General features: G+C 43.9%; 20 protein-coding genes and 1 tRNA gene. 11 read left to right on the top strand and 10 right to left on the bottom strand.

Going from position 1 to position 22,979, the window contains the following annotated elements; all coding sequences use genetic code 11:
* Nucleotides 1-16: 16 nt before the first annotated feature.
* On the top strand, nt 17-1,192 hold the full coding sequence (locus GPLA_RS02275) for a mandelate racemase/muconate lactonizing enzyme family protein (RefSeq protein WP_007103190.1): 1,176 nt from the start codon (nt 17-19) through the stop codon (nt 1,190-1,192).
* Between the two features lie 98 nt (nt 1,193-1,290).
* Here the strand turns inward: GPLA_RS02275 and GPLA_RS02270 are convergent, their stop codons facing one another.
* Both GPLA_RS02270 and GPLA_RS02265 read right to left on the bottom strand, forming a co-directional pair.
* Nucleotides 1,291-3,546 (bottom strand): acyl-CoA dehydrogenase, encoded by a 2,256-nt coding sequence (locus GPLA_RS02270; RefSeq protein ID WP_007103189.1) that lies wholly within the window; start codon nt 3,544-3,546, stop codon nt 1,291-1,293.
* Nucleotides 3,547-3,849: 303 nt separating this feature from the next.
* Nucleotides 3,850-4,644, bottom strand: coding sequence for a M23 family metallopeptidase (locus tag GPLA_RS02265; protein WP_007103187.1), 795 nt, complete (start codon nt 4,642-4,644; stop codon nt 3,850-3,852).
* A 258-nt stretch (nt 4,645-4,902) separates the two neighbouring features.
* On the opposite strand from GPLA_RS02265, the gene GPLA_RS02260 reads away from it, so the two are divergent.
* The 10 genes from GPLA_RS02260 to rpsO all read left to right on the top strand — a co-directional run bounded on the left by GPLA_RS02260 (nt 4,903) and on the right by rpsO (nt 15,679).
* A complete protein-coding gene (locus tag GPLA_RS02260) occupies nt 4,903-5,349 on the top strand; it encodes a MaoC family dehydratase (protein WP_007103186.1) in 447 nt (148 codons plus the stop codon).
* A 281-nt stretch (nt 5,350-5,630) separates the two neighbouring features.
* Complete coding sequence (locus GPLA_RS02255) at nt 5,631-8,315, top strand: TonB-dependent receptor plug domain-containing protein (protein ID WP_007103185.1); 2,685 nt, start codon at nt 5,631-5,633, stop codon at nt 8,313-8,315.
* A gap of 156 nt (nt 8,316-8,471) precedes the next feature.
* Nucleotides 8,472-8,777 (top strand): 4a-hydroxytetrahydrobiopterin dehydratase, encoded by a 306-nt coding sequence (locus GPLA_RS02250; RefSeq protein ID WP_007103184.1) that lies wholly within the window; start codon nt 8,472-8,474, stop codon nt 8,775-8,777.
* A gap of 183 nt (nt 8,778-8,960) precedes the next feature.
* Nucleotides 8,961-9,037 (top strand) — tRNA-Met (locus GPLA_RS02245).
* Nucleotides 9,038-9,197: 160 nt separating this feature from the next.
* On the top strand, nt 9,198-9,656 hold the full coding sequence (rimP, locus tag GPLA_RS02240) for a ribosome maturation factor RimP (RefSeq protein ID WP_007103183.1): 459 nt from the start codon (nt 9,198-9,200) through the stop codon (nt 9,654-9,656).
* A gap of 48 nt (nt 9,657-9,704) precedes the next feature.
* Nucleotides 9,705-11,198, top strand: coding sequence for a transcription termination factor NusA (nusA, locus tag GPLA_RS02235; RefSeq protein WP_007103182.1), 1,494 nt, complete (start codon nt 9,705-9,707; stop codon nt 11,196-11,198).
* 23 nt (nt 11,199-11,221) lie between these two features.
* Nucleotides 11,222-13,822 (top strand): translation initiation factor IF-2, encoded by a 2,601-nt coding sequence (gene infB, locus GPLA_RS02230; protein WP_007103181.1) that lies wholly within the window; start codon nt 11,222-11,224, stop codon nt 13,820-13,822.
* A gap of 107 nt (nt 13,823-13,929) precedes the next feature.
* A complete protein-coding gene (rbfA, locus tag GPLA_RS02225; protein ID WP_007103180.1) occupies nt 13,930-14,343 on the top strand; it encodes a 30S ribosome-binding factor RbfA in 414 nt (137 codons plus the stop codon).
* A gap of 3 nt (nt 14,344-14,346) precedes the next feature.
* Nucleotides 14,347-15,300, top strand: a complete 954-nt coding sequence (truB, locus tag GPLA_RS02220; protein ID WP_007103179.1) for a tRNA pseudouridine(55) synthase TruB — start codon at nt 14,347-14,349, stop codon at nt 15,298-15,300.
* A gap of 109 nt (nt 15,301-15,409) precedes the next feature.
* Nucleotides 15,410-15,679 (top strand): 30S ribosomal protein S15, encoded by a 270-nt coding sequence (gene rpsO, locus GPLA_RS02215; protein ID WP_007103178.1) that lies wholly within the window; start codon nt 15,410-15,412, stop codon nt 15,677-15,679.
* Between the two features lie 281 nt (nt 15,680-15,960).
* Here rpsO and GPLA_RS02210 read toward each other — a convergent pair whose 3' ends face one another.
* The 8 genes from GPLA_RS02210 to GPLA_RS02180 form a co-directional block, all read right to left on the bottom strand.
* Complete coding sequence (locus GPLA_RS02210) at nt 15,961-16,329, bottom strand: hypothetical protein (RefSeq protein ID WP_007103177.1); 369 nt, start codon at nt 16,327-16,329, stop codon at nt 15,961-15,963.
* Entirely contained in the window at nt 16,329-16,547 is a 219-nt protein-coding gene (locus GPLA_RS02205; RefSeq protein ID WP_007103176.1) for a DUF3820 family protein, read from the bottom strand. Before GPLA_RS02205 ends, GPLA_RS02210 begins: the two co-directional genes overlap by 1 nt.
* The gene (locus tag GPLA_RS02200) at nt 16,547-18,334 is read right to left on the bottom strand and encodes an ABCB family ABC transporter ATP-binding protein/permease (protein WP_007103175.1); all 1,788 of its coding nucleotides are present in this window, start codon (nt 18,332-18,334) and stop codon (nt 16,547-16,549) included. The genes GPLA_RS02205 and GPLA_RS02200 overlap by 1 nt, the downstream gene beginning before the upstream one ends.
* Nucleotides 18,335-18,464: 130 nt before the next feature.
* A complete protein-coding gene (locus GPLA_RS02195) occupies nt 18,465-19,577 on the bottom strand; it encodes a GGDEF domain-containing protein (RefSeq protein WP_007103174.1) in 1,113 nt (370 codons plus the stop codon).
* 24 nt (nt 19,578-19,601) lie between these two features.
* Nucleotides 19,602-20,180 (bottom strand): PqiC family protein, encoded by a 579-nt coding sequence (locus tag GPLA_RS02190; protein ID WP_007103173.1) that lies wholly within the window; start codon nt 20,178-20,180, stop codon nt 19,602-19,604.
* Nucleotide 20,181: 1 nt separating this feature from the next.
* Entirely contained in the window at nt 20,182-20,934 is a 753-nt protein-coding gene (locus tag GPLA_RS23820) for an MlaD/PqiB family protein (protein WP_226993035.1), read from the bottom strand.
* Complete coding sequence (locus tag GPLA_RS23815; protein ID WP_226993034.1) at nt 20,879-21,847, bottom strand: PqiB family protein; 969 nt, start codon at nt 21,845-21,847, stop codon at nt 20,879-20,881. The genes GPLA_RS23820 and GPLA_RS23815 overlap by 56 nt, the downstream gene beginning before the upstream one ends.
* Nucleotides 21,848-21,849: 2 nt before the next feature.
* A complete protein-coding gene (locus GPLA_RS02180; RefSeq protein WP_040513837.1) occupies nt 21,850-22,839 on the bottom strand; it encodes a paraquat-inducible protein A in 990 nt (329 codons plus the stop codon).
* Nucleotides 22,840-22,979 lie beyond the last annotated feature (140 nt).

The following is a 22,979-nucleotide window of genomic DNA, read 5'->3' as shown; positions in this document are numbered from 1 at the left end:
TTCAGGAATACATTAAATGAAGATTACCCGCGTCGAAATTTTTGATATTGAATGCCCTAAACGCCCAGTCTGGAACCCTGTGTTTGTACGTATTCACACCGATGAGGGCATCAGTGGAGTGGGGGAGGCAGGCCTCGCCTATGATTTAGGACACAGTGCTGCGGCGCACATGATCAAAGAGATTGCTGAGGCGATGTTAATTGGCTTTAACCCCGTCAACACTGAGTTGCTGTGGAGCCGAATGTTGCGTGAGAGTTTCTGGGGTTTAGGTGGCGGGCCCATCATTTATGCGGCGATGAGTGCCATAGATACCGCGTTATGGGACATAAAAGCGAAAGCCTTAAATGTGCCTTTGTATCAGCTGCTTGGGGGCAAAACCAATGAAAAATTACGTACCTATGCCAGTCAATTACAGTTTGACTGGGACAGTGAAGTTACGCGTTTAAACGATCCACTGGATTATGGGCGAGCTGCAGAAAAAGCCGTAGCTCAAGGCTATGATGCAGTGAAGGTTGACCCTATTGTTTATGATAAAACGGGAGCGGGGCATTTTGACCGCACCAAATTGTTTACACAACCTGAGCTGCGTTTATTCAGAGCGCGCTTACAGGCTATCCGAGATGCAGTGGGGGATGATGTGGACATCATTTTCGAATGTCACAGCTTATTGGGTGTCGCCACCGCGATCCAATTGGGTGAAATGGTCGAGGATATAGGCTGTTTGTTTTATGAAGAACCGGTGAATTATCTTAATTCTAAACTGCATGACAAGGTAGCTAAACGGGTTAATGTTCCTATTGCGGGTGGTGAGCGTTTATATAATCGTTGGGGTGTTAGACCCTATCTGGAAGATCAAAGTTTGGATGTATTGCAGCCTGATATTGGTTTGTGTGGTGGTTTTACTGAAGCGAAAAAGGTCTGTGATTATGCTGATGTTTACGATGTTCGTATTCAAGCCCATGTATGTGGCGGACCCGTAGCAACGGCTGCAAGCTTGCACTTAGAAACGGCAATCCCTAATTTCTTGATCCACGAACATCATACTTATGCCATCAAAGATTGGAACCGCGAACTGTGTATTCAAGATCCTCAGCCGGTAAATGGCTTTTTTGAAGTCTCTGAAGTGCCAGGAATTGGCATCGACCTTAACGATAAAATTGTGTATCGCTCACCGCACATGGAAGTGAAGTAGCATACATTCGCTGAGCGTTCGCCGCTAAGGCGTGTGTGACAATATAAAAAAGGGGGAATGATAATATATCATCCCCCTTTTGCTTTCCCTGCCAGCTGTTAAGCTGCGTTGTTTTGCGTCTTTGGTTCAGCTTTGACTAGTTGTTGATTTGCATCAAGCAATTCCATGTCAAAGGTGTACTCATCAACACGCACGGCTAACTGTCGCTTATTGTTATAATCGATCACGCGAGCGAAATCGTCTGCGCTTAGTTCACCATTTTCATGCAGTGTAGTGACCGCATGTTCAAAGGAAACAAAAGGTACCACCGGATTTTTCCGTAGCGCTTTTTGCACCACTTTAAGAATTGGCATAACAGCATGTTTTGCGATAAATGCGTCTTGGTTGATGTGATTAGCATCACCAGGAATAACTTTAACCAAATGCGTTAAATCAGCCATGATACTGCTTTGATCCATAGTCGCATTCGAAAGCTGACGTTTCAACTCGTCAGATATCGCAGGTACCGAACGGGTATAGGTGTTGGTTAACAAACGCATCAGACCACGTGTCGCCGTATTCGGGAAGTTGCTGATAAATTCGTTCAGAGCTTGCTCACCTTGTTGTAAACACCACTGTATGGCGTAATCAAAGTAAGGCCTTGCTTCAATACGATTCGTCACGCGTTGCTCATAAAAGCGTATTACCGCCATTGACGCGTAAAGGTAGCTCATTACATCGCCTAAACGTGCAGAAAGCATTTCTGCCTTTTTCAAATCGCCGCCTAATACCAGTAACGATAAATCGGCAAGGGGCGCAAGTTTCGCTGAAAGCGCGTTGATGCGTTTTTCGTACGGCTTGACTTCAGGCAGACTAGACTGAGCTCCACGAGTCAAGGTCACATAACTTTTGCTAAAACTACGCAATGCATTTTTAACGCTGAAGCGAATAGTTTTACCCAGCACCTTGTTGAATTCTTTATCAGCCGATGAGTCGTCGCTGTGTATCAAGTCGACCATTTCTTTCATATGGGGATGACAGCGCATCGCACCTTGGCCGAAAATCATTAAGCTACGAGTCAGAATATTTGCACCTTCGACGGTAATGGCAATGGGCTGAGCCGCATAACTATTGGCTAAGGTGTTTTGTGGGCCGCGTTGAATTGCTTTGCCTGCTTGGATGTCCATTGCGGTATTGCATACATCACGACCTAATTCTGTCATGTGGTATTTAGCCATAGCTGTTACTACGGATGGTTTAAGACCTAATCCTAACCCTTCAGTAGTGAGTACACGCATTGCTTCTAAGACGAAGGTTTTACCTGCAATATCAGCTAGTTTTTCTTGAATGCCTTCAAAACGCCCAATAGGTACACCAAATTGCTCACGTACAAATGAGTACTCAGCAGTTGATTTCAGCGCTGATTGTGCAGATGCAACCCCCATAGCGGGAAGGGATATACCGCGCCCAGCACCTAGGCAGCTCACAAGCATTTGCCAGCCGCGACCGATGTTTTTCTCGCCACCTATGATGAAATCCATAGGAATGAATACCTTGTTTCCCCGTGTGGTACCGTTGTAAAAACGAATACCCATGGGATCATGACGGTTACCCAATTCAACACCTGGGTGAGATTTAGGAATAAGCGCACAGGTAATACCTAACTCGACGGTGTCGCCGAGCAAGCTTTCTGGGTCAAATACTTTAAAGGCCAAACCAAGCACGGTGGCAATCGGCGCAAGGGTAATGTAACGCTTGTCCCACGTCAGTGATAAACCAAGTACTTCTTCGCCGTTGTGCATACCTTTGGTAACTATGCCGGTATCTGGAATCGCGCCAGCATCAGAGCCTGCTTCAGGACTGGTTAGGGCGAAACAAGGAATGTCTTTACCAACGGCCAAGCTAGGTAGCCAATGGTCTTGTTGAGCAGTCGTACCATAATGCATGAGTAACTCACCTGGGCCCAAAGAATTTGGCACCATAACGGTTACTGCTACGGCACTACTTTTAACAGCAATAGTGGCAACAATAGTGGAGTTGGCATAGGGAGAAAACTCTAATCCGCCAAATTTTTTAGGAATGATGAGAGCAAAAAATTTGTTTACCGATAAAAAGTCCAAAACCTTTTGCGGCAAGTGATTACCGTTTTGCAGTTCGTAGTCGTCAACCATTTTCAGCAACTGCTGAACAGGACCGTCTAGAAAAGCTTGCTCGTCAACGCTTAATGTCGCTTTCGGGATTGCACGCAACGCTTGCATGTCAGGGCTTCCACGATAAATTGACGATTCAATCCATACATCACCTGCATCTAGTGCTTCTTGCTCTGTTAATGAAATTGCCGGTAATACTTTTTTAAGATTTGTTCTAATACTCATAATGATTACTCATCCGCTCATCTGACCAGTTGGGTTTGATACTACGCAATTCTCAAAATAGATCAAACATTTCTTAATTTAGGTGTGGCGAGAATAGGGCTTGTGTGTGTAAAGCTTTAACCACAGCGACGTGCTGAAACTGAATATATATGGGCACTAATCGACTTTCAGTAGCGGTACCAGTCACCATTTTGCGAGTTAGTCTTATTCGCAAAACGTAATATGGCTAATGTTTATAGGTATATGGCCTTATGTCGACAGGTATTTTTTTGTGGCCTATGTTTTCGCAAGCAGGGATGCAGGTCAAGGTTGCGACGATACGAAATTTATTGGGAGCGATTGGTATTTACCATGACTTTTAGCTTGATAGACCGCGAAGTGTAGGTGGGGTAAGGAAGAAAAGCCGGTATTCCCCGAGTAGCCGATCAACTGACCTCGGGTAACATGCTCACCTAACGTTACTTTGACACCGTATTGCTGCAAATGATAATACTCACCCGTGGTGCCGTCGGTGTGTAAAATCGTCACAAAGTTGGCAAATCGAGAATAGCGGCGGCTTGCTCCACCCTTGTTATGTTTCTGCTGAAGATCAATGACCTGACCATTGCGGGCTGCGTGCACGGGCGTACCGACAGGCATCGCATAATCATACGCGTAACGAGAAGCTCCATGATGGCTAAACCCCCCGTTCACCCCCTGAACTAATCGAAATGAATGATTTGCTGAATAAGGTAAGGCGTAGCGGTAGCTGTCATCGTGGGCTGCGTTTTGAATGCCGGGTGTCCAGAAAAAGTTTTCCTTAATACGTGTTGAGCGCAGCGGGTCGAATACACTTAATGACAACACTTTCACCCGTTCGAATGGGCCAAGAACCCGTGTTTCACTATAATGCACGCGCTTCTTATCAGTACTGTGCAGATTTCGGGTCGTCACTTCAAGTGTAGACGTGATGGGGTAAGGCTTGTTATTACGTAACCAATATTCTACTTTTTGCTTATTACTAATCTTGTCAAAACATGCCCAATCATCGATACAGTAGGCGTGAGTCAAAAAAGGCACACTACTTAATAAACCTAGGCTCAACCACATTTTTTGCATTTTCTTCCTCATTAAGCTGTTGTGCGATATTCGCAGACATTAGACACAGACCTACATTCGATAAATTAATTTCTCGTCTCAGATAGAACAAGCAATTATTACGATGAAATTACTTAACCTTTTGGGCTACAAAGAAAATAGTGGTGAGTATTTTGTCGTTCACTTTAAATTTATACATCTGAATAAATTCAGGTGAGTTGTCACCACTAGAGTGACGGTGCTAGCGTAAAGATTAATTACATATTCGAGGAGCCACTGATGGCCAAAGATTTATTACAACTTGATGTAGGTGAGCAATTAGAACCAAGCGATTGGATGAAGATAGATCAAGCACGGATTAACTTGTTTGCCGAGGCGACGGGGGATCATCAGTGGATACACTTAGACGTAGAGCGATGTCAAAAAGAAAGCCCGTTTAAAACGACGATTGCGCACGGTTACCTAAGTGTCACCCTTATGCCGGAAGCGTTCTACGGTATGGTACAACTCGACTCCAGTACGCAAACCGTTTTAAATTACGGTGTAGATAAAATCCGTTTCTTAGAGCCGGTCAGGGTGGAAGACGAAATTCGTTTCATTTCCACATTGGCGAGAAAAGAAAGTAAAGCAATGGGAACGCTTTTTAGCTTCGATACACAAGTTGATATTAAAGGCCGTGATAAGCCTGCCTTGGTGGGTACATTTTTAATGATGCTGCTCGGGTAGACTTTAGTATGAGCAATCTTTTTACCTAAGAGGTTGCTCTAATTCACGCCATCTGGTCTGACCATGACTTGAGTTAATGTTCACATATAAATAACATTGCATTTACATATCCTCTTTCCCCCCCTACTATCACTATGGCGCATTAGTTTAGCGCCTGAGAATCAGTCACTTACTGATAAGAATTATAACTATTAGACAATATTGACGCGCGGTCTGAGTGGTTGGTAAGTCCGTTGTTTACACGCTCGATTTGTATCTAATAATTACCTCGAGAACACACAATGAAGATAAAAACACGAGTCAGTGCTTTAGCTGCGGCCATTTCCGCTCAATTTCTATTTGCTACCCCTTCAGTATTGGCCCAAGAAGCCGACGTAAAGAAAAAAGAAGATATCGAAATGATTATGGTGACAGGGAGTTTCGTTCGTCGCAGCGAAAACTTTGAATCACCGTCACCGCTGTCTGTTGTTGATAGTGTTGCTATTGATGCATTAGGTGCGAAAAACATCGCCGATATCACGCAGACATTGACGATTAATACTGGAGCGGAAAACAATCCGGATGCTTTTACCCAAAATGCCACAGCGGGCACATCAAACATCAACTTACGTGGTTTAGGCGTTGCCTCAACTTTGGTATTGTTGAATAACAAACGTCAGGTTGTCACGTCGCAGCCCACCAATGCCGGTTTGAACTTTGTAGATACCAGCTCGTTGGTACCTATGATTGCCATTGATAGAGTGGAGATCATTAAAGATGGTGCTTCTGCACTTTATGGCTCAGACGCAGTAGCAGGTGTTGTTAACTTCATCACCAAGCGTAATTATGAAGGGGTCAAACTCAGCGCAGATTATCAAGACGGTGCCCACGGCAACAATAAAGAATATGTGTTGCAAGGTTTATGGGGAACCAGTAATGATAAAAGTAGCATCATTGCGGCAGTGAGTTATACCAATCGTTCACCACTATTTATTAAAGATCGTCGTTTAAGTCGACCTCAAGATGACAGCAGTGCTTTGGGTAACCCTGGTTCTTATTTCATCGGGGCAACACCTTTTATTGACCCGTACGGTTGTGAAGAATTCGGCGGGGCCGCTAATTTACTTGCTCCTCCAGGCACAGTACCCGGTTTAGATGTGGGTATGTGTATGTTTGACTTCGGTAAAGATTACTCATATGTACCGGACGAATCACGCCTAAATGCTTATGTTAAAGCGGAATACGAAGTATCTGACACTATGAGCTGGACTACTGAAGTCAGCTTCGCGCGTAACAGAGCTTCACGGGGGGGCGCACCAAGTTTCCCTATATTAACCGGCCCAGTTGTACCTGCTGATCATCCTGAGAATCCGTTTGGTCAAGCCGTAACCTTTTTTGGCCGTGCAGAGGGTAACGGTAAAGCACCTGATTTTGCGCATACTGAATCGGATACCTTTCGTTTTAACACTGCGTTACAAGGCGAGTTAGAACATGGTTTTTGGGAAGTGAGCTATACCAATGCCACCAATGACTTTTTCTTCAGCGTACCTGACGTGTTAGATACAGAATTTAATCTTGCTTTAAATGGTCTAGGCGGTGGGCAATGTAATCCGTTAACCGGAACCGCAGGTGAAGGCGATTGCGAATACTTTAATCCGTTTGCCACTTCATATACCACAGCCCCTAACTCTCAATATGTCATTGATTCGTTTACCGGACTTGAGACCATCGACTCCAAATCCGATTTACAAGTATATGAAGGCTTTATGTCATTCGATGTGTTCGATATGGACGGCGGAGCGGCAGGCTTAGCATTCGGCATGCAGTACCGTGACGAATCGTTAAGTCAAGATTATGATGCATTAGCCAACCAAGATAGTTTTACCTTTGTTATCGGTAACCCAGATTTTGACGGTTCGTTGGATGTTTGGGCTGTTTTCGCTGAAATGGCCTTGCCTGTTTTTAATGATTTGGATATCCAGTTGGCTGTTCGTTATGAAGACTACGGCGGTTCAATTGGCGATACCATAGACCCTAAAGTGGCTTTCTCTTATCGTGCCAGTGAAGAGTTGTCTTTCCGTGGTTCGATCTCTACGTCATTCAGAGCACCTACGGTATTCTTGCGAAATGGTGGGGGAACTTCACTGCAACAACTGGTTGATCCTCTTATCGGTGCGAACGCTTTTGCCGCAGTGCGCACAGTAGGTAATGAAGATTTAAAACCAGAAGAGTCAACTGCGTACAATATTGGTGTGTCGTTTGAGCCTATTAGTGATGTGTCCATTGAGGTTGATTATTGGAACTTCGAGTTTGAAGACTTGATCATTCAAGAAAACCCACAAGCGGTATTGAATTTAGACCCAAGTGATCCAGATCGCGTTGTGCGCGCTGGCGACCCTCTCACAGGACCATTAACACAAGTTAATAATACTTATGTCAATGCCAGCTCTCTTGAAACCTCTGGTTTAGATTTTGTGGCAAGTTACAAGATGGATACGGATGCAGGTTTGTTTGTTCCGTCAATTAATGCGACCTACATTACAAAGTACGAACTAGATGACCCACAAGCAGGGAAGGTAGATGGGGCAGGGCGTAGAAACTTTACGAACATTGGTACGTCATCACCTGAATTGCGTTTGAACCTTGGCTTGAATTGGTCATCTGGTGCGCACTCAGCGAATATCTTTGCTCGATATATTAGCAGTTATGATGATGATCAAAACTGTTCCGATGGAACAGTCAATACGGGGGGTTGTGATACTGCTGGTGGCTTTAAAGAAGTTGATAGTCACGTAACTTATGATGTGCAGTACAATGTTAACTTAGGTGCAATGTTTGATACCCAGAACAACTATGTGTTGTCAGTTGGTGGTATCAATATTACAGATGAAGAGCCTCCTCAGTTATTCACTAACAGTGGCTTCGACAGTAAGGTGCATGACCCTAGAGGTCGTCAGATTTACGCGCGCTTCGCCGTCGAGTTCTAAGCTTAACCTTTTATATAAAAAAACCTGCTTCGGCAGGTTTTTTTGTAAACAAAAGTAGCCGCATTTTTTGTCGATAAATCGTAATTTGACTTTCATTCTTGCTGTTTGACGGCATCATAGAGTTATATGCTTCCCAACGGTGAATATGAGGATTTTATGGTGGATAAATTAACGAATGCTGAAAGCTTGGTAAAATTGAATGAGCTCAATCAGAATTTGCCAACAGAGCAACAATGGCAAATTACTGAAGGAAAGTTAGCGAAAGACTTCAAGTTCAAAAGTTTCATTCGCGCTTTCGGCTGGATGAGCCAAGTCGCTATCTGGGCGGAAAAGCTCAATCACCACCCTGAGTGGTTTAATGTCTACAATAAAGTCGAAGTTAAGCTGACCACACACGACGCGGGTGGGTTAAGTGAATTGGATTTCAAATTAGCCACCAAAATGGATCTGCTGCAGTCTTAATCAAGTCATGTATTTTTTGCAACCGGCTGATTTGTATGAATTATGTACAGCGTTATTTGGTCGACCGATTAATTTGTGATTTATGCTTCACAAGGCTTGCGTCATCCCATCAGCTATGTATAATACGCCCCACTCGAGACGCGGTACGAAGTACACGGAACGCATATCGAAAAAGATTTCAAGCGCGGGATGGAGCAGTCTGGTAGCTCGTCGGGCTCATAACCCGAAGGTCGTAGGTTCAAATCCTGCTCCCGCAACCACTTTTTGAAAATTTGGCATCCAGTCAATTTTCAGCAAGAATAGTGGACTAGGGTCCAGAAACAAAAAGCCCCGCTTGTACGGGGCTTTTTGTTATCCTTTTTAATCTGTTTTTATTTATTCTGGGCTTATGGCCCTTTTTTCGTTTTTGGAGCGTGCATATTGTCTCAACTAGAGCAAAAATTAACTGAAATGTTGACCGCACCTGTTGAAGCCCTCGGCTTTGAAATGGTGGGGATTGAGTTTGTTCGCGCTGGAGTACATTCCACTATGCGCGTTTACATTGATCATCCAGATGGTATTTCGGTTGATCATTGTGCAGAAGTGAGTCATCAAGTCAGTGCTGTACTTGATGTAGAAGACCCTATTAATACAGAATACAACTTAGAAGTGTCCTCACCGGGCATGGAGCGTCCATTATTTAAGTTACAACATTATATCGACTCGATTGGCGAAGTTGTCACGTTACGCTTGAAAATGCCCATGGGAGACAGACGTAACTTCAAAGGAAAGTTATTGAGTGAATCTGATGGCATGTTAACTGTTCAAGTTGACAATCAAGAGTTCGTATTGGCATTTGCCAATATTGAAAAAGGCAATGTTGTTCCAACGTTTGATTGAGTAAATGGCCATTTAGGCTTTTGCTAAAGAATAATCAGTGAGGCAATCATGAATAAAGAAATTTTGTTAGTGGCGGAAGCCGTTTCAAATGAAAAACAAGTTCCAAGAGAAAAAATATTTGAAGCGTTAGAATTTGCCATTGCAAGTGCAACTAAAAAGAAGACTGAAGGCGAAATCGAAGTACGGGTCGCCATTGACCGTGTAACAGGTGATTTTGACACGTTCCGTCGTTGGATGGTTATCGCTGATGATCAAAAGCAAGAGAACCCATTTGCAGAAATGACCATTTCTGCCGCTCAAATTGATGAGCCCGATATTCAACTAGGTGACTATGTTGAAGATCAAGTTGAATCGATTAAATTCGACCGTATAACCACACAAACCGCTAAGCAAGTTATCGTACAAAAAGTACGTGAAGCTGAACGTGCGCAAGTGATGGCAGAATACGAAGAACGTGTCGGCGAACTAGTGACCGGTACGGTCAAAAAAGTTAATCGCGATAATATCATTATTGATTTAGGTAATAACGCTGAAGGCGTTATCTACCGTGATGATATGTTACCTCGCGAAACATTCCGTCCAGGTGATCGCGTACGTGGCCTACTTTACGTTATTCGTCCTGAAGCGCGTGGCGCACAGTTATTTATTAGCCGTACCCATCCTGATATGTTGGTTGAGTTATTCAGATTAGAAGTGCCTGAGATTGCTGAAGAAACCTTAGAAATTAAGGCGGCAGCACGGGATCCTGGTTCACGGGCTAAAATCGCTGTAAAAACCAATGACAAACGTCTTGATCCTGTTGGTGCTTGTGTTGGTATGCGTGGTTCACGTGTTCAAGCTGTTAGCGGCGAATTAAGCGGTGAGCGGGTTGATATCGTGTTGTGGGATGACAATCCTGCTCAGTTCGTCATCAACGCAATGGCACCAGCGGAAGTCGCATCGATTGTGATGGATGAAGATAATCACACCATGGATGTGGCCGTTGAAGCAGACAACTTAGCGCAAGCTATCGGTCGTAGTGGTCAAAACGTGCGTTTAGCCGCTCAGCTTACTGGCTGGGAACTAAATGTAATGACCGTTGAAGACCTGAATAATAAACACGATGAAGAAAATTCTAAGGTGTTAGCGGTTTTCGTTAATGGACTGGATATTGACGAAGAATTTGCCGCGGTATTGGTTGATGAAGGGTTTACTACTCTTGAAGAAATCGCTTACGTACCTATTAATGAGCTACTGGAAATTGACGGACTTGATGAAGATATCGTTGAAGATCTACGTAGCAGAGCCCGCGCAGCGTTAACTACGCAAGCGCTTGCAAACGAAGAGACACTGGAAGCCTCTGAACCAAAAGAAGAGCTATTAAGTTTAGCCGGTATGGAACGCCATCTTGCCTATACATTGGCAAGTCGCGGCATTACCGATCTTGAAGCACTTGCGGAGCAAGGCGTAGATGAGATCAGCGATATTGAAGAACTAGATGAAGAGAAAGCTGGCCAGCTGATTATGGCTGCACGAAACATTGTCTGGTTTAACGAAGAATAGGGTCACCAAGAGGAATTACGAATATGGCAGAAGTATCCATTGAAAAACTCGCCGCCGATATCGGCACTTCGGTTGACCGCTTAGTTAAGCAGTTTAAAGATGCTGATATTGTTAAAGCGGCAAATGAAAACGTGACTGAAGATGAAAAACGTCAGCTGTTGGATTATTTAAGCAAACAACATGGCGGTACGGGCTCTGACGGGCCTAAGCGAATGACATTACAACGTAAAACGACTAGTACTCTTAATATGGGTAAGTCGAAAGCGGTAACGGTTGAAGTACGTAAGAAGCGTACGTACGTTAAACGCACTGACGTGGAAGAAGCGCGTTTAGCGGAAGAAGAAACAGCCCGTGTGTTAGCTGAGCAACAAGCCAAGCTTGAAGCCGAGCAACAACAAGCTGAAGAAGCGAAGAAAGCCGCCGAAGAAAAAGCGAAGAAAGCCGCAGAAGCAAAAGCCAAAGCTGAAGCTGAACGTGTTGCCCGTGCTAAGAAAGAAGCCGAAGCACGTCAAGCAGAAGAGTCAGCTCTGAGCCCTGAAGAAAAGGCAGAGCAAGAACGTGCCCGTGCTGATGCGGAAAATATCCGTAAGAAGCAAGAACAAGAAGCACAACGCAAGCTTGAAGAAGATGCTAAAAAAGCGGCAGAAGAAGCACTGAAACTGACTGAAGAAAACTCACGCCGTTGGAAAGAAGAAGAAGAGCGTCGTAAGAAGCAAGAAGCAGAAGAAGTGCATGTACATAGCAACCGTTATGCACAAGAAGCAGAAGATGCGGATGATATTAAAATTGAACGTGGCGGACGTCGTCGTAAAAAGTCGAAACGTAATGCCGGGTCAGATCTTAAACATGCGTTTAACAAACCTGCTCAGCCCGTTGAACGTATTGTTCGCCTGGGCGAAACCATCACAGTAAGTGACTTAGCCAATAAGTTGGCCATTAAAGCCACCGCAGTAATCAAAGCCATGATGAAAATGGGCGAAATGGTTACGATCAACCAGGTTCTTGACCAAGAAACCGCAGTTGTTGTGGTTGAAGAGTTAGGTCACAAATATGAATTGGTTAACGACAATGCGTTAGAAGACGAATTGTTGGCTGACAATATTTCGTCAGAGCTTGCCTCTCGCGCACCTGTTGTCACCATTATGGGTCACGTAGATCACGGTAAAACGTCATTGCTTGATTACATTCGTCGAGCGAAAGTTGCAGCTGGCGAAGCCGGTGGCATTACGCAGCACATTGGTGCTTACAGCGTTGAAACGGATAACGGACGTATCGCCTTTTTGGATACCCCAGGTCACGCGGCGTTTACTGCTATGCGTGCTCGTGGCGCCACAGCAACGGATATCGTTGTATTAGTGGTAGCAGCAGATGATGGTGTAATGCCACAAACAAAAGAAGCTGTACAACATGCTAAAGCGGCAGGTGTACCTTTGATTGTTGCTGTAAACAAAATTGATAAAGACGGCATAGACTTAGACCGAGTTAAAACTGAACTCTCTCAACTGGAAGTGATTTCAGAAGAGTGGGGCGGTGAACACCAGTTTGTTAATGTCTCGGCAAAAACAGGTGAAGGCATCGACGCTTTACTTGAAGCGATTAGCTTACAAGCTGAATTGTTAGACTTAAAAGCACCACCTACGGGTTCTGCCAAAGGGATTGTTATTGAATCTCGTTTGGATAAAGGACGTGGTCCGGTGGCTTCAGTATTGATCCAAGAAGGTCAACTGAAAGCGGGTGACATCCTGCTGTGTGGTATTGAATACGGCCGCGTTCGCGCTATGCGTGACGAAAACGGTCAAGACGTGACTGTTGCAGGTCCGTCAACGCCAGTTGAAGTGCTCGGTTTGTCCGGTGTACCGGTAGCAGGTGAAGATGCATTAGTGGTTCAGGATGAGCGTAAAGCGCGAGAAGTTGCAGCCAAGCGTCACACTAAGCAACGTGAAATTAAACTAGCTAAGCAGCAAAAAGCCAAGCTTGAAAACATGTTTGCTAACATGGAAGCTGGCGACGTAAGCGAGCTTAACATTGTACTTAAAGCGGATGTTCAAGGTTCAGTAGAAGCCATTTCTGATTCACTAACCAAGCTGTCTACTTCCGAAGTGAAAGTGAACATTGTGGGTAGTGGAGTTGGTGGTATTACCGAAACAGACGCAAGCTTAGCCGCTGCTTCAAGTGCTATCGTTGTTGGTTTCAACGTACGTGCTGATGCAAGTGCAAGACGTGTTATTGAAACGGAAGAGATTGACCTACGTTATTACAGTGTAATCTATAGCTTGATTGATGAAGTTAAGATGGCGATGACCGGTATGCTTGCCCCTGAATTCAAACAAGAAATCATTGGTTTGGCGGAAGTACGTGATGTGTTTAAATCACCGAAACTGGGTGCAATTGCTGGCTGTATGGTTATCGAAGGGCTTATTAAGCGCAGTAACCCAATCCGTGTACTACGTGAAAACGTGGTTATCTATGAAGGCGAGCTTGAGTCATTAAGACGCTTCAAGGATGACGTACAAGAAGTACGTAACGGGGTTGAGTGTGGTATCGGCGTGAAGAACTACAACGATGTTAAAGTGGGCGATCAAATTGAAGTGTTTGAAATCGTTCAAGTTAAGCGTGAGTTATAATTCGCCAACACTTGTTGTTAGCTGATTATTAATATTGAAGTAAAACGGAGGCTTAGGCCTCCGTTTTGTCTTAACAAAAGCATTAAGTAATGCTTTAGGAGATTGAAATGGCAAGAGAATTCTCTCGCACCGACCGAGTAGGTCAGCAAATACATAAAGAGATCGCCAGTATTCTACAGAACGAATTTAAGAATCGGGATCCGCGCTTAGGCATGGTAACTGTCTCTGCTGTAGAGGTGTCTCGTGATTTAGCGTATACCAAAATTTATGTGACCTTCTTCGAGAATGACGAGGAAGTGATGGATAATTACTTGTCTATTCTAGAAGAAAATAAAGGCTATATACGTACCTTGTTGGCCAGTCGCATGCGTATGCGCGCCGTTCCGGCAATTAAATTTGTGCGCGATGGTTCGTTAAGCGAAGGTATTCGCATCACTAACCTCGTTGACGAAACCTTGAATAAAGACAAAGAACGCGCGCGTAATGCGGGTCGTTCGTTAGATGAAGAACAAGAGGACTAGGGATTGGCTAGACGTCGTAAAGGTCGTGCAATAGACGGTATTCTACTGCTAGACAAACCATTAGAAATATCTTCTAACCAAGCGTTACAGAAAGTTAAACGGGCATTTTTAGCGGCTAAAGCCGGACACACAGGTGCGCTTGATCCACTAGCCACCGGTATGCTGCCTGTTTGCTTGGGCGAAGCGACAAAGTTTTCTCAATTCCTGTTAGATGCGGATAAAACCTATATAGTCACCGCTAAATTAGGTGTGCGAACAACTACTTCTGATGCAGACGGAGAGGTGGTGGATACGCGTGAAGTGAATGTAACTGAGCAGCAATTATATGACGCTTGCGAGACATTTAAAGGGCCTATTAAGCAAGTGCCGTCTATGTTTTCTGCCTTAAAGCACCAAGGGAAACCGCTTTATCATTATGCGCGCCAAGGAATTGTTATCGAGCGTGAAGCGCGAGATATCACTATATTTTCCCTTAGCATTACCCGGTTTGAGGGTGACGAAGTGGATATGGAAGTGCATTGTAGTAAAGGCACTTATATTCGCTCATTAGTGGATGACTTGGGACAACTACTGGGTTGCTGTGCTTATGTTAGTAAACTTCATCGCACCAGAGTGGCTGATTATCCTAGCGATAAAATGGTGAGTTTTGAAATGCTTGAAGAATTGCTTGAAAAAGCCCAAGCTGAACAGATCCCATTGACAGATATTCTTGATCCCTTGTTAATCCCCATGGACAGCGCTGTTAAGTCATTGCCTAGCGTTAGTTTGACGCCCGAGGCAAGAGATTCGTTTTTGCATGGTCAGCCGGTAACATACCAAAGTGAATCAAGGATTACTCACGGCACACTTGTACGGACTTATTGTACTCAAGACAATGTGTTTTTGGGCGTTTCTGAGATTGATAACAGCAATTACGCCGCGCCTAAGCGAGTCGTGGTATTTAACTCACCAGCTTAGCTGGATTTGCCCTTGCTAAATAGAAGTTAACCTCTATAATACGCGCTCCTTGGCATGGCTGAATTAGTGATCGGCCTGCTGTATTTTAGCTCTTATTTTGGAGAAAGTTATGTCACTAACTACTCAAGAAACCGCAGCAATCATTGCTGACTATGGCGTAAAAGAAGGTGATACTGGTTCATCTGAAGTTCAAGTTGCATTGTTGACGTCTAACATCAACAAGCTTCAAGGCCATTTTGCTGACCATAAAAAAGATCACCACTCACGTCGTGGTTTATTACGTATGGTTAGCCAGCGTCGTAAACTTCTTGATTACCTTAAAGGTAAAAACGTTGAGCGTTATCAAGATCTAATCAAGCGTTTAGGCCTACGTCGTTAATCGACAGTCTTAAACGATTGAGAAAAAGCACCTTCGGGTGCTTTTTTCGTTTTAGCTAACTAAAACTCTCATGTTATTGGTTAATTTCACACTTCGAGTAACATGAGAATATTGTTTGCTTAGATCTAATCTTAATCAGCACGATGAGTTGGTTTCAATCAGACAAGCTGCGTATTTCAACAGTGGGAATATCCTTTAGCGCAGTATGTGTAATGATGCCTGGGCCATACTTTCATCTTCCTTTCGATTTTGCTTATTTTGCTAAATATCGACTCTGCAATTTATTCGCTTAGGCTCGTATTTAATGTGTGCAAGCGCTCTTGCTCAGTTAATACGTTCACAAAAGGGGTTCTGCGGCGAAGTTTTCGCATTTGCGCTGTGTCAGCCAATACACCTTGTAAAAAAACGTCAGGTTGTTCAGCAATATATTCCATTAAGCAACTCCAGACTAAGTATCCGCCATGGCGCAGTTGACCGTTAGTGTAACGTGACTCTATGGTTTCGATAACTTGTTGGCGCAGATCACAACGGGCGATGAGTTTTAAGGCCATTGCTTTGTGTAGGACTAAAATTTGCCGGTCGATATTATCATGCTGGGCACTGTTATTGCTTTGACGCCGCCGTGAGGCGGGTGAGTAAGAGCGTTTCATCATCTCAATAAGGGTTTGAGCATAGTTTCTAGTCCATTAACCTTAACTTCATGCATCAGTGCCAATTGCTGCCCAAGCTTTCCCTCAGGAAAGCCCTGTTGACTGAACCAAACTAAATAAGGTTCCGGCAGGTCAAGTAGCTTTCTTCCGGCATATTTGCCAAAGGGCATGGTTTGGTTTATTGCCTCAATAAGCAATTGGTTTGCGGGCTCAGTCATCAGGAGTTCACTTTTTGTTGCGTATTCCACAGGTGATAATAAGGGCCTTTTTGGGCCAATAATTTATGGTGTTCACCTTGTTCTACTACGCGACCGTCTTGGAGCACTATGATACTGTCAGCATCTACTATGGTCGAGAGACGATGAGCGATGACGAGGCTGGTATGGCCGATGGCGATTTCCCTGAATGCACTGAGAATAGCCTGCTCAGATTGGCTATCAAGGGATGAAGTGGCTTCGTCAAACAGTAAAATAGGCGCCCCTTTTAATATGGTGCGAGCGATGGCAACACGTTGTTTTTCACCGCCAGATAACTTTAAGCCACGCTCTCCGACTTGCGTGTCTTTCCCTTTGGGCAGGGAATTGATGAATAGTGATAAATGGGCGTGTCGTATCGCATCATTTACTTCATCATCACTGGCGCTAGGTTTACCGTAACGAATATTCTCAAAAATACTATCGTTGAATAAGACAGTGTCTTGGGGAACAATTCCGATCGCCTCCCGTAGTGACGCTTGATTTACTTTCGATATTGGTTGCCCGTCTATGTAGATTTCTCCGCTATTCGCTTCGTAAAAACGAAATAATAGTTTGATGACAGTGGACTTACCCGCGCCACTTGGGCCTACAATCGCCACTTTTTTCCCCGCAGGAACGTCAAAACTGACATTGTGTAATATTTGTCTGTCGGGTTCGTAACCGAAATTGATTTGCTCGAACCGTATTTTACCCTTGTTTACGTTAAGAGGGGCAGCCTCTTTATCATCCAACACTGATGGTGCTTTGCTTAACAATGTAAATAGGTTTTCAATATTGGCTAACGCACCACGAATTTCGCGATAGACAAAACCGAGGAAATTTAGTGGCATAAATATTTGCATGGTAAACGCGTTGATTAAAACAAAGTCACCAATGGTCATGGTTCCTTTCGCAACGTAGTATGCCGCGACAGCCATCATGCTGGTCATCGCAATCGCTATTATGGTGGCTTGACCGCCGTTTAGTGCAAATAACGAAAGACGGTTTTTACGCCGAGCAACCTCCCAATCAGCTAACGCTACATCGTAACGGCTTGCTTCATATTGCTCATTATTAAAATATTTAACGGTTTCGTAATTCAGCAGGCTATCAATTGCCCTAGTGTTACTTAATGAATCAGCTTGATTGACCGCCCTGACAAATTCAGTCCGCCAATGGGTAGCTTTCACTGAAAACCCGACGTAGCTAATAACCGATAGTAAAATGATGAATGCAAAGCTCCATCCATAGTTATAAAAAAGCACGCCCACTACGGCAATAATTTCAAGAAGAGTAGGAACGATGTTAAACACAAGAAAGCGCATTAGAAAACTAACGCCACTTGTACCGCGCTCAATATCGCGGGAAAGGCCACCGGTTTGGCGGTTTAAATGATAATCTAAATCGAGTTTGTGCAAATGCTCAAAAACCTGCAAACTGATCCGTCGCATGGCGCGCTCGGTTACCCGCCCAAATAAGGTATCGCGTATTTCCCCGAATAGTACATTGGCTAAACGCAGCAAGCCATAGGCGGCGATAAGCGCAAAAGGGACAAGTACGAGTGTGCTTTCGGTGTCTTTTGCATTGAGCGTATCCACCGCATGTTTGAGAATAAAGGGTAGGCCGATACTGGCAACTTTAGCAGCAATGAGACACAACATGGCAAGAAATACTCGGCTTTTAAATTCCAGTAAATAAGGCCAAAGTTGACGTACTACACGCCAATTAAAGGTGACATCTTCAATCTGAGTCTGTTGTTTTGAACGCATGAGTCTCGTGTTATTTAAAGTATTAACCAAGATTGGCGGTGTAAATAAATGTCGATTTTACGTTAAGTTCGCTTGCAACCGAATGAGTGATAATACCTAAGCCCGGTATCTATTAACGAAACGCTTAGGGTTAGTCCGTTTTCACTGTACAGTTTCGGCCGTGGGTTTTCGCCCGATATAAATTGGTATCGGCACGACTAATAGCATGGTCTAGGCTATCTTGGGGGTGCATTTGATATATACCTATGCTCACAGTGACAGATAATCGGGTTGAACCAAATACGTATTCGCTGTCAGCAACTTTAATACGCAACTTCTCAGCCAAGATAAAGGCCTGCTCTTGGGTGGTCTCGGGCAATAAAAACAAAAACTCTTCACCGCCCCAACGGGCAACGGTATCTTGTTTGCGTAAACCTTTGGCAAAAAGCTGTCCAACTTCCTTAATGACTTGATCACCAGCGTCATGACCAAATTCGTCATTAACACGCTTAAAGTTATCTATGTCACACATCATTATGGTCATGTTTTTTGTGTGCCTAAGCGTGCGTTGATGCTCGTATTCGAGCTTTTCTAACATGCCTCGGCGGTTCTGTAATCCTGAAAGTGGGTCGAGGCGGGCTTGCTTTTCAAAACGTTGACTCAATTCTTGCAGTATTTTAAATGAGCGTTGGCGAGAATATTCGTAAAATACGAATAACATGCCGACTGTTATAAATGAGTAGATTAAACGTGATTTAAATTCGTCGCTATAATGTGCCAACAACATTGTATTGTTTGGATACCACATAACCACAATGACGGCCACAGCGAAAAGGCCTACATGAATTAAGCCTCGTTTCAAACCACCAAAAAATAAAACCACCGGAGGAACGATGTAAATCCACAACGGGCCGGTGCTTTTAACGCCGCCTGTGATGACCAAATAGAGCATCAATACCATTAGGGCATAGGTGACTAAATTTGCAGAAAATGTATAACCGTTTTTACTCTGGAAGTGCTTGAGGATAATCCGCGATAAGAAAAAAAGCACGCTCGCAATGAGCAGTACGATACCCAAATAGAGATCTTCGTTATGGGAAAAATCACTGCGCTGTAACGCACTGATACCGAGAATAAAGGTGATGGTATAGCCAATAAAACCAAACAAATTGGTGACTTGAATTTGCTGTCTTACGGCTGGGGAGTTACTTACCTTAGTGCCAGTATTTAAATACTCAAAAATCAATTTTTTGACGTTAAACATACCAGTGTCATATCCTTATTTTACTTACTCAACGTCTTTAATTATCTGTGTGCTCAGTTGGGCTAGTTGTTGCGCTAGTTGTGAAACACTATGACTATAACCTTTCTGCGTTAGCGCTGATTCATAGCTAAAACTGTTTTGAGACGTAGGGTTATCCATCTTGCTGTTTTCGACCCACCAATATTGACCATTACTAACCACAGTGCCTTGATCAGTAGGCATAAAGTGCTCAATGCTGACAACTAGGTGTTTAAGGTCGAGCCTTGCCTCCGGGGAGTTGTAAGCGACAAAGCGAGTGTGTTTGGCGCGGTCATTTAACCAAGCAGTTAAAGTTTTGTGAATGTCAGTCTGTAGGTTTTCAGCCCACAGGTCAATGTCTGAATAATACAGTTGATTTCCGTCTACCTGCATCACAAGATTTGGCCGCTTTAGGTATTCAGCAAGCAGTATTTTTTCCACCACAACCAGTTGTTTAATATTTTTACCCCCTGGTGAGGAATGTGGGGCGTCAATGTTAAGTAGATAAATCTGCTGACCTGTGGGCGGTGCTGAACTGCATCCGCACAATACTAAGATCAGAAGGAAAACGCTAAACTGTTTCATATTATTTATGCTCTTGCTGGGCATTATCGTTCACGCTATTTGGTTGACGATAGGGCTTAGGTGGTTTGTCAAAAATTAAACTATTAGGTGCTTGGTTTAGCTCGAGCAGCAAAGGTTGTAATTCACGTAAGCGTTGCTGCAAGGTATTCAATGTATCGTTTATTTCGTTATTTGTTCTAGAGCCAGAAGCAAAGCCTTGGGTCAACTCCGCGACACCTGATAGTGCCGCGGCTAATTTAACACTGAACTGTTGTTCGTCCATTTGCCGTAAAGTGCCTGCAAAGTCGTCTGCTGTGCTGTTCATGCTATTGGCGCTAGCACTGATGTCGGCCATCATCTGGTTGGCTGCAACAGAGAACTGGACTAAATCCATATCGTTGATGTTGTCCAGAATGGCACTGACTTTTTCGGTAATCTGCGAAAATTCATTAGAAATACTTGGGATAACCTCGTAATCTTGAAATTGTTCTATTTTAGTGGATGCCACATTAGGGTATTGCTCCAAGTTAACAAATAACGCCCCGGTTAATAAATTACCAGTTTGTAAAGAAGCCCGAAAACCATTTTCAACCCACATGCGCATTTGTTGGCGAATATGTTCAATACCGGCCTGGTCGTCAGTTTGCTCTATACGGCCTGGCTGTATGCCAATAATGACAGGGATAGCGACGCCTGAGTCTAACCATTTTTGTTGATTATTATTTGGGGGGGGTAATTTCGAGTACTTTGCCCACTTGGATACCCCGATATTCAACGGGAGCACCTATATGCAGACCACGTACAGTGTCATCGACCAAGATCACGTATTTGGCGACAGCTTTGTAACGTTCTTCTGCAGCGGACTCGTAGGAGTCGTGAATATTAAAGTATGATCGGTCACTGACTCGTTCACCTTGAGGCAACCCCTCAGGGACACCAAAGGCAACACCATTCGTGATTAAAGTTTCGATACTGCTGCTTTTTACTTTCACACCGTTGGTGCCTAATTCCATTTGCACGCCACTGGCATTCCAAAACTTGGTGTTGCTCGTAATTAGCTTATGATAAGGAGCCTGAATAAAGGTGTTGTAATACACCACGCGTTCATCAAAATTAAAGTAAATGCTTTCAAATTCGCCTACTTTTAGGCCTTTATATATCACCGGGTCGCCTTCTTTGAAGGCGAATTCGGCATTACTGTTTAACGTTACATGTAGACCAGGCGTACCGCTAGGTGTAATTGGAGGGGCCGATAGGGCAACAAAATCACGGATTGAAGCACCTTCTAAGTTAGTAGACATATTAATGTACGTACCAGATACCAATGTGTTGAGTCCAGATATGCCGTTGAGTGAGATACGTGGATTTACCGACCAGAATTCAGTGCTTTCTCGAAGCAGCCCTTCAGCGTTGGCAGACATGCGCGCAGTGACCAATACCTTTTGTAAGTCCTCTGTCAGGGCGATAGTTTTCACTTCGCCGATATCAACGTTATGCATCTTTATTTTGGTTTTACCTGCCTCTAATCCAGATGCGTTTTCGAACACTATGCTGATTAATGGGCCTTGGTTACTCCATTGGTGGTAAACCATCCACGCACCCATACAGATCGCTATAATAGGTACCAACCATATTTTTGAAATGCTGTTCACATTTTTTATTTCAGCAGGCTCACCATTGTTAGACATGATTATCGGTCGCTCCAAATTAAAGTTGTGTCAAATGAGATTGCCGCCATCATGGTTAAAATAACCACTGCACAAAATGCAAGAGCTGCGTAGCCAGGGTAGATACTCATTATGTTTCCTAGCTGAATGAGGCTAACTAAGATAGCCACTACGAAGACGTCAATCATTGACCAACGCCCGATAAATTCTGTTAGTCGATAACCGATCATACGAGTTTTTTTACGTCCAGTGTAACGGCTTTGAACAGAGTAATTAAGCCAACATAATATACTGAGTTTGGCGACGGGGACGACCACACTGGCGATAAAGATAATGGCGGCAATGGGATAGGAGCCCATTTTCCAAAGGGTTATCACCCCGCCTATTATGGTGCTAGGTTGATCGTCTCCTAAAATATCGGTATGCATAATAGGCAACGTATTCGCAGGGATATAAAATAGCATCGATGTCACTAATAACGCCCAGGTAGTTTGAATGCTATGGGATGACGAATGTCTTTTAGGGGCATCTGGCATTTCACATGATGTCAGTAAATACAGTTGATGTTTGTCTAAATACATTAAGGTACAGGTCATACAGACAGCGAATAAAGCGTATGCATAAAACGAAATACCGATTCCAATGTCAGCCATAGACATAATTTTCACTAGGCTGACCAATACGGCAACTAAGAATATTTCAACCATGGTCCAAGGGCGTAAAGCAAATATGGTTTTGAGCAGCACAGCGGCATATTTAGGCTTCTTACCAAACAAAACCGGTACTAATAAATACAATAAACAGAATAGAATGGTCACGGGTAGTAATAGAATGACCGCGCTTTGTAACATAGCCAATACCAGATAATTGTTCTCTGCTAGTACCTCAATGCTACTAATAATATTGATTGCGTGATATTGCCCATTCGCACTAAAGGATAAAAATTTAAAACAAAGTGCCGCGACCATAAAAATCAGGGCCGCTACTGAAAAGGCAACCAGCTTTTGAGTCATGTTTTGATAATAGGTTGTGATAACATATTGGCATCGGGGGCAATGTGCACGCTGGCGATGATAAAGGGCCGGAACCTCAACCAGGTAGGCACATTCATGGCACTGAACTTGATGGCAAGCGGTTGTAATCTTTATTGATT

The sequence above is a fragment of the Paraglaciecola polaris LMG 21857 genome (assembly GCF_000315055.1).
Taxonomy (GTDB): domain Bacteria; phylum Pseudomonadota; class Gammaproteobacteria; order Enterobacterales; family Alteromonadaceae; genus Paraglaciecola; species Paraglaciecola polaris.
Note: the sequence above shows the minus strand (reverse complement) of the source record. Positions and strands in the feature narration are given on the sequence as shown.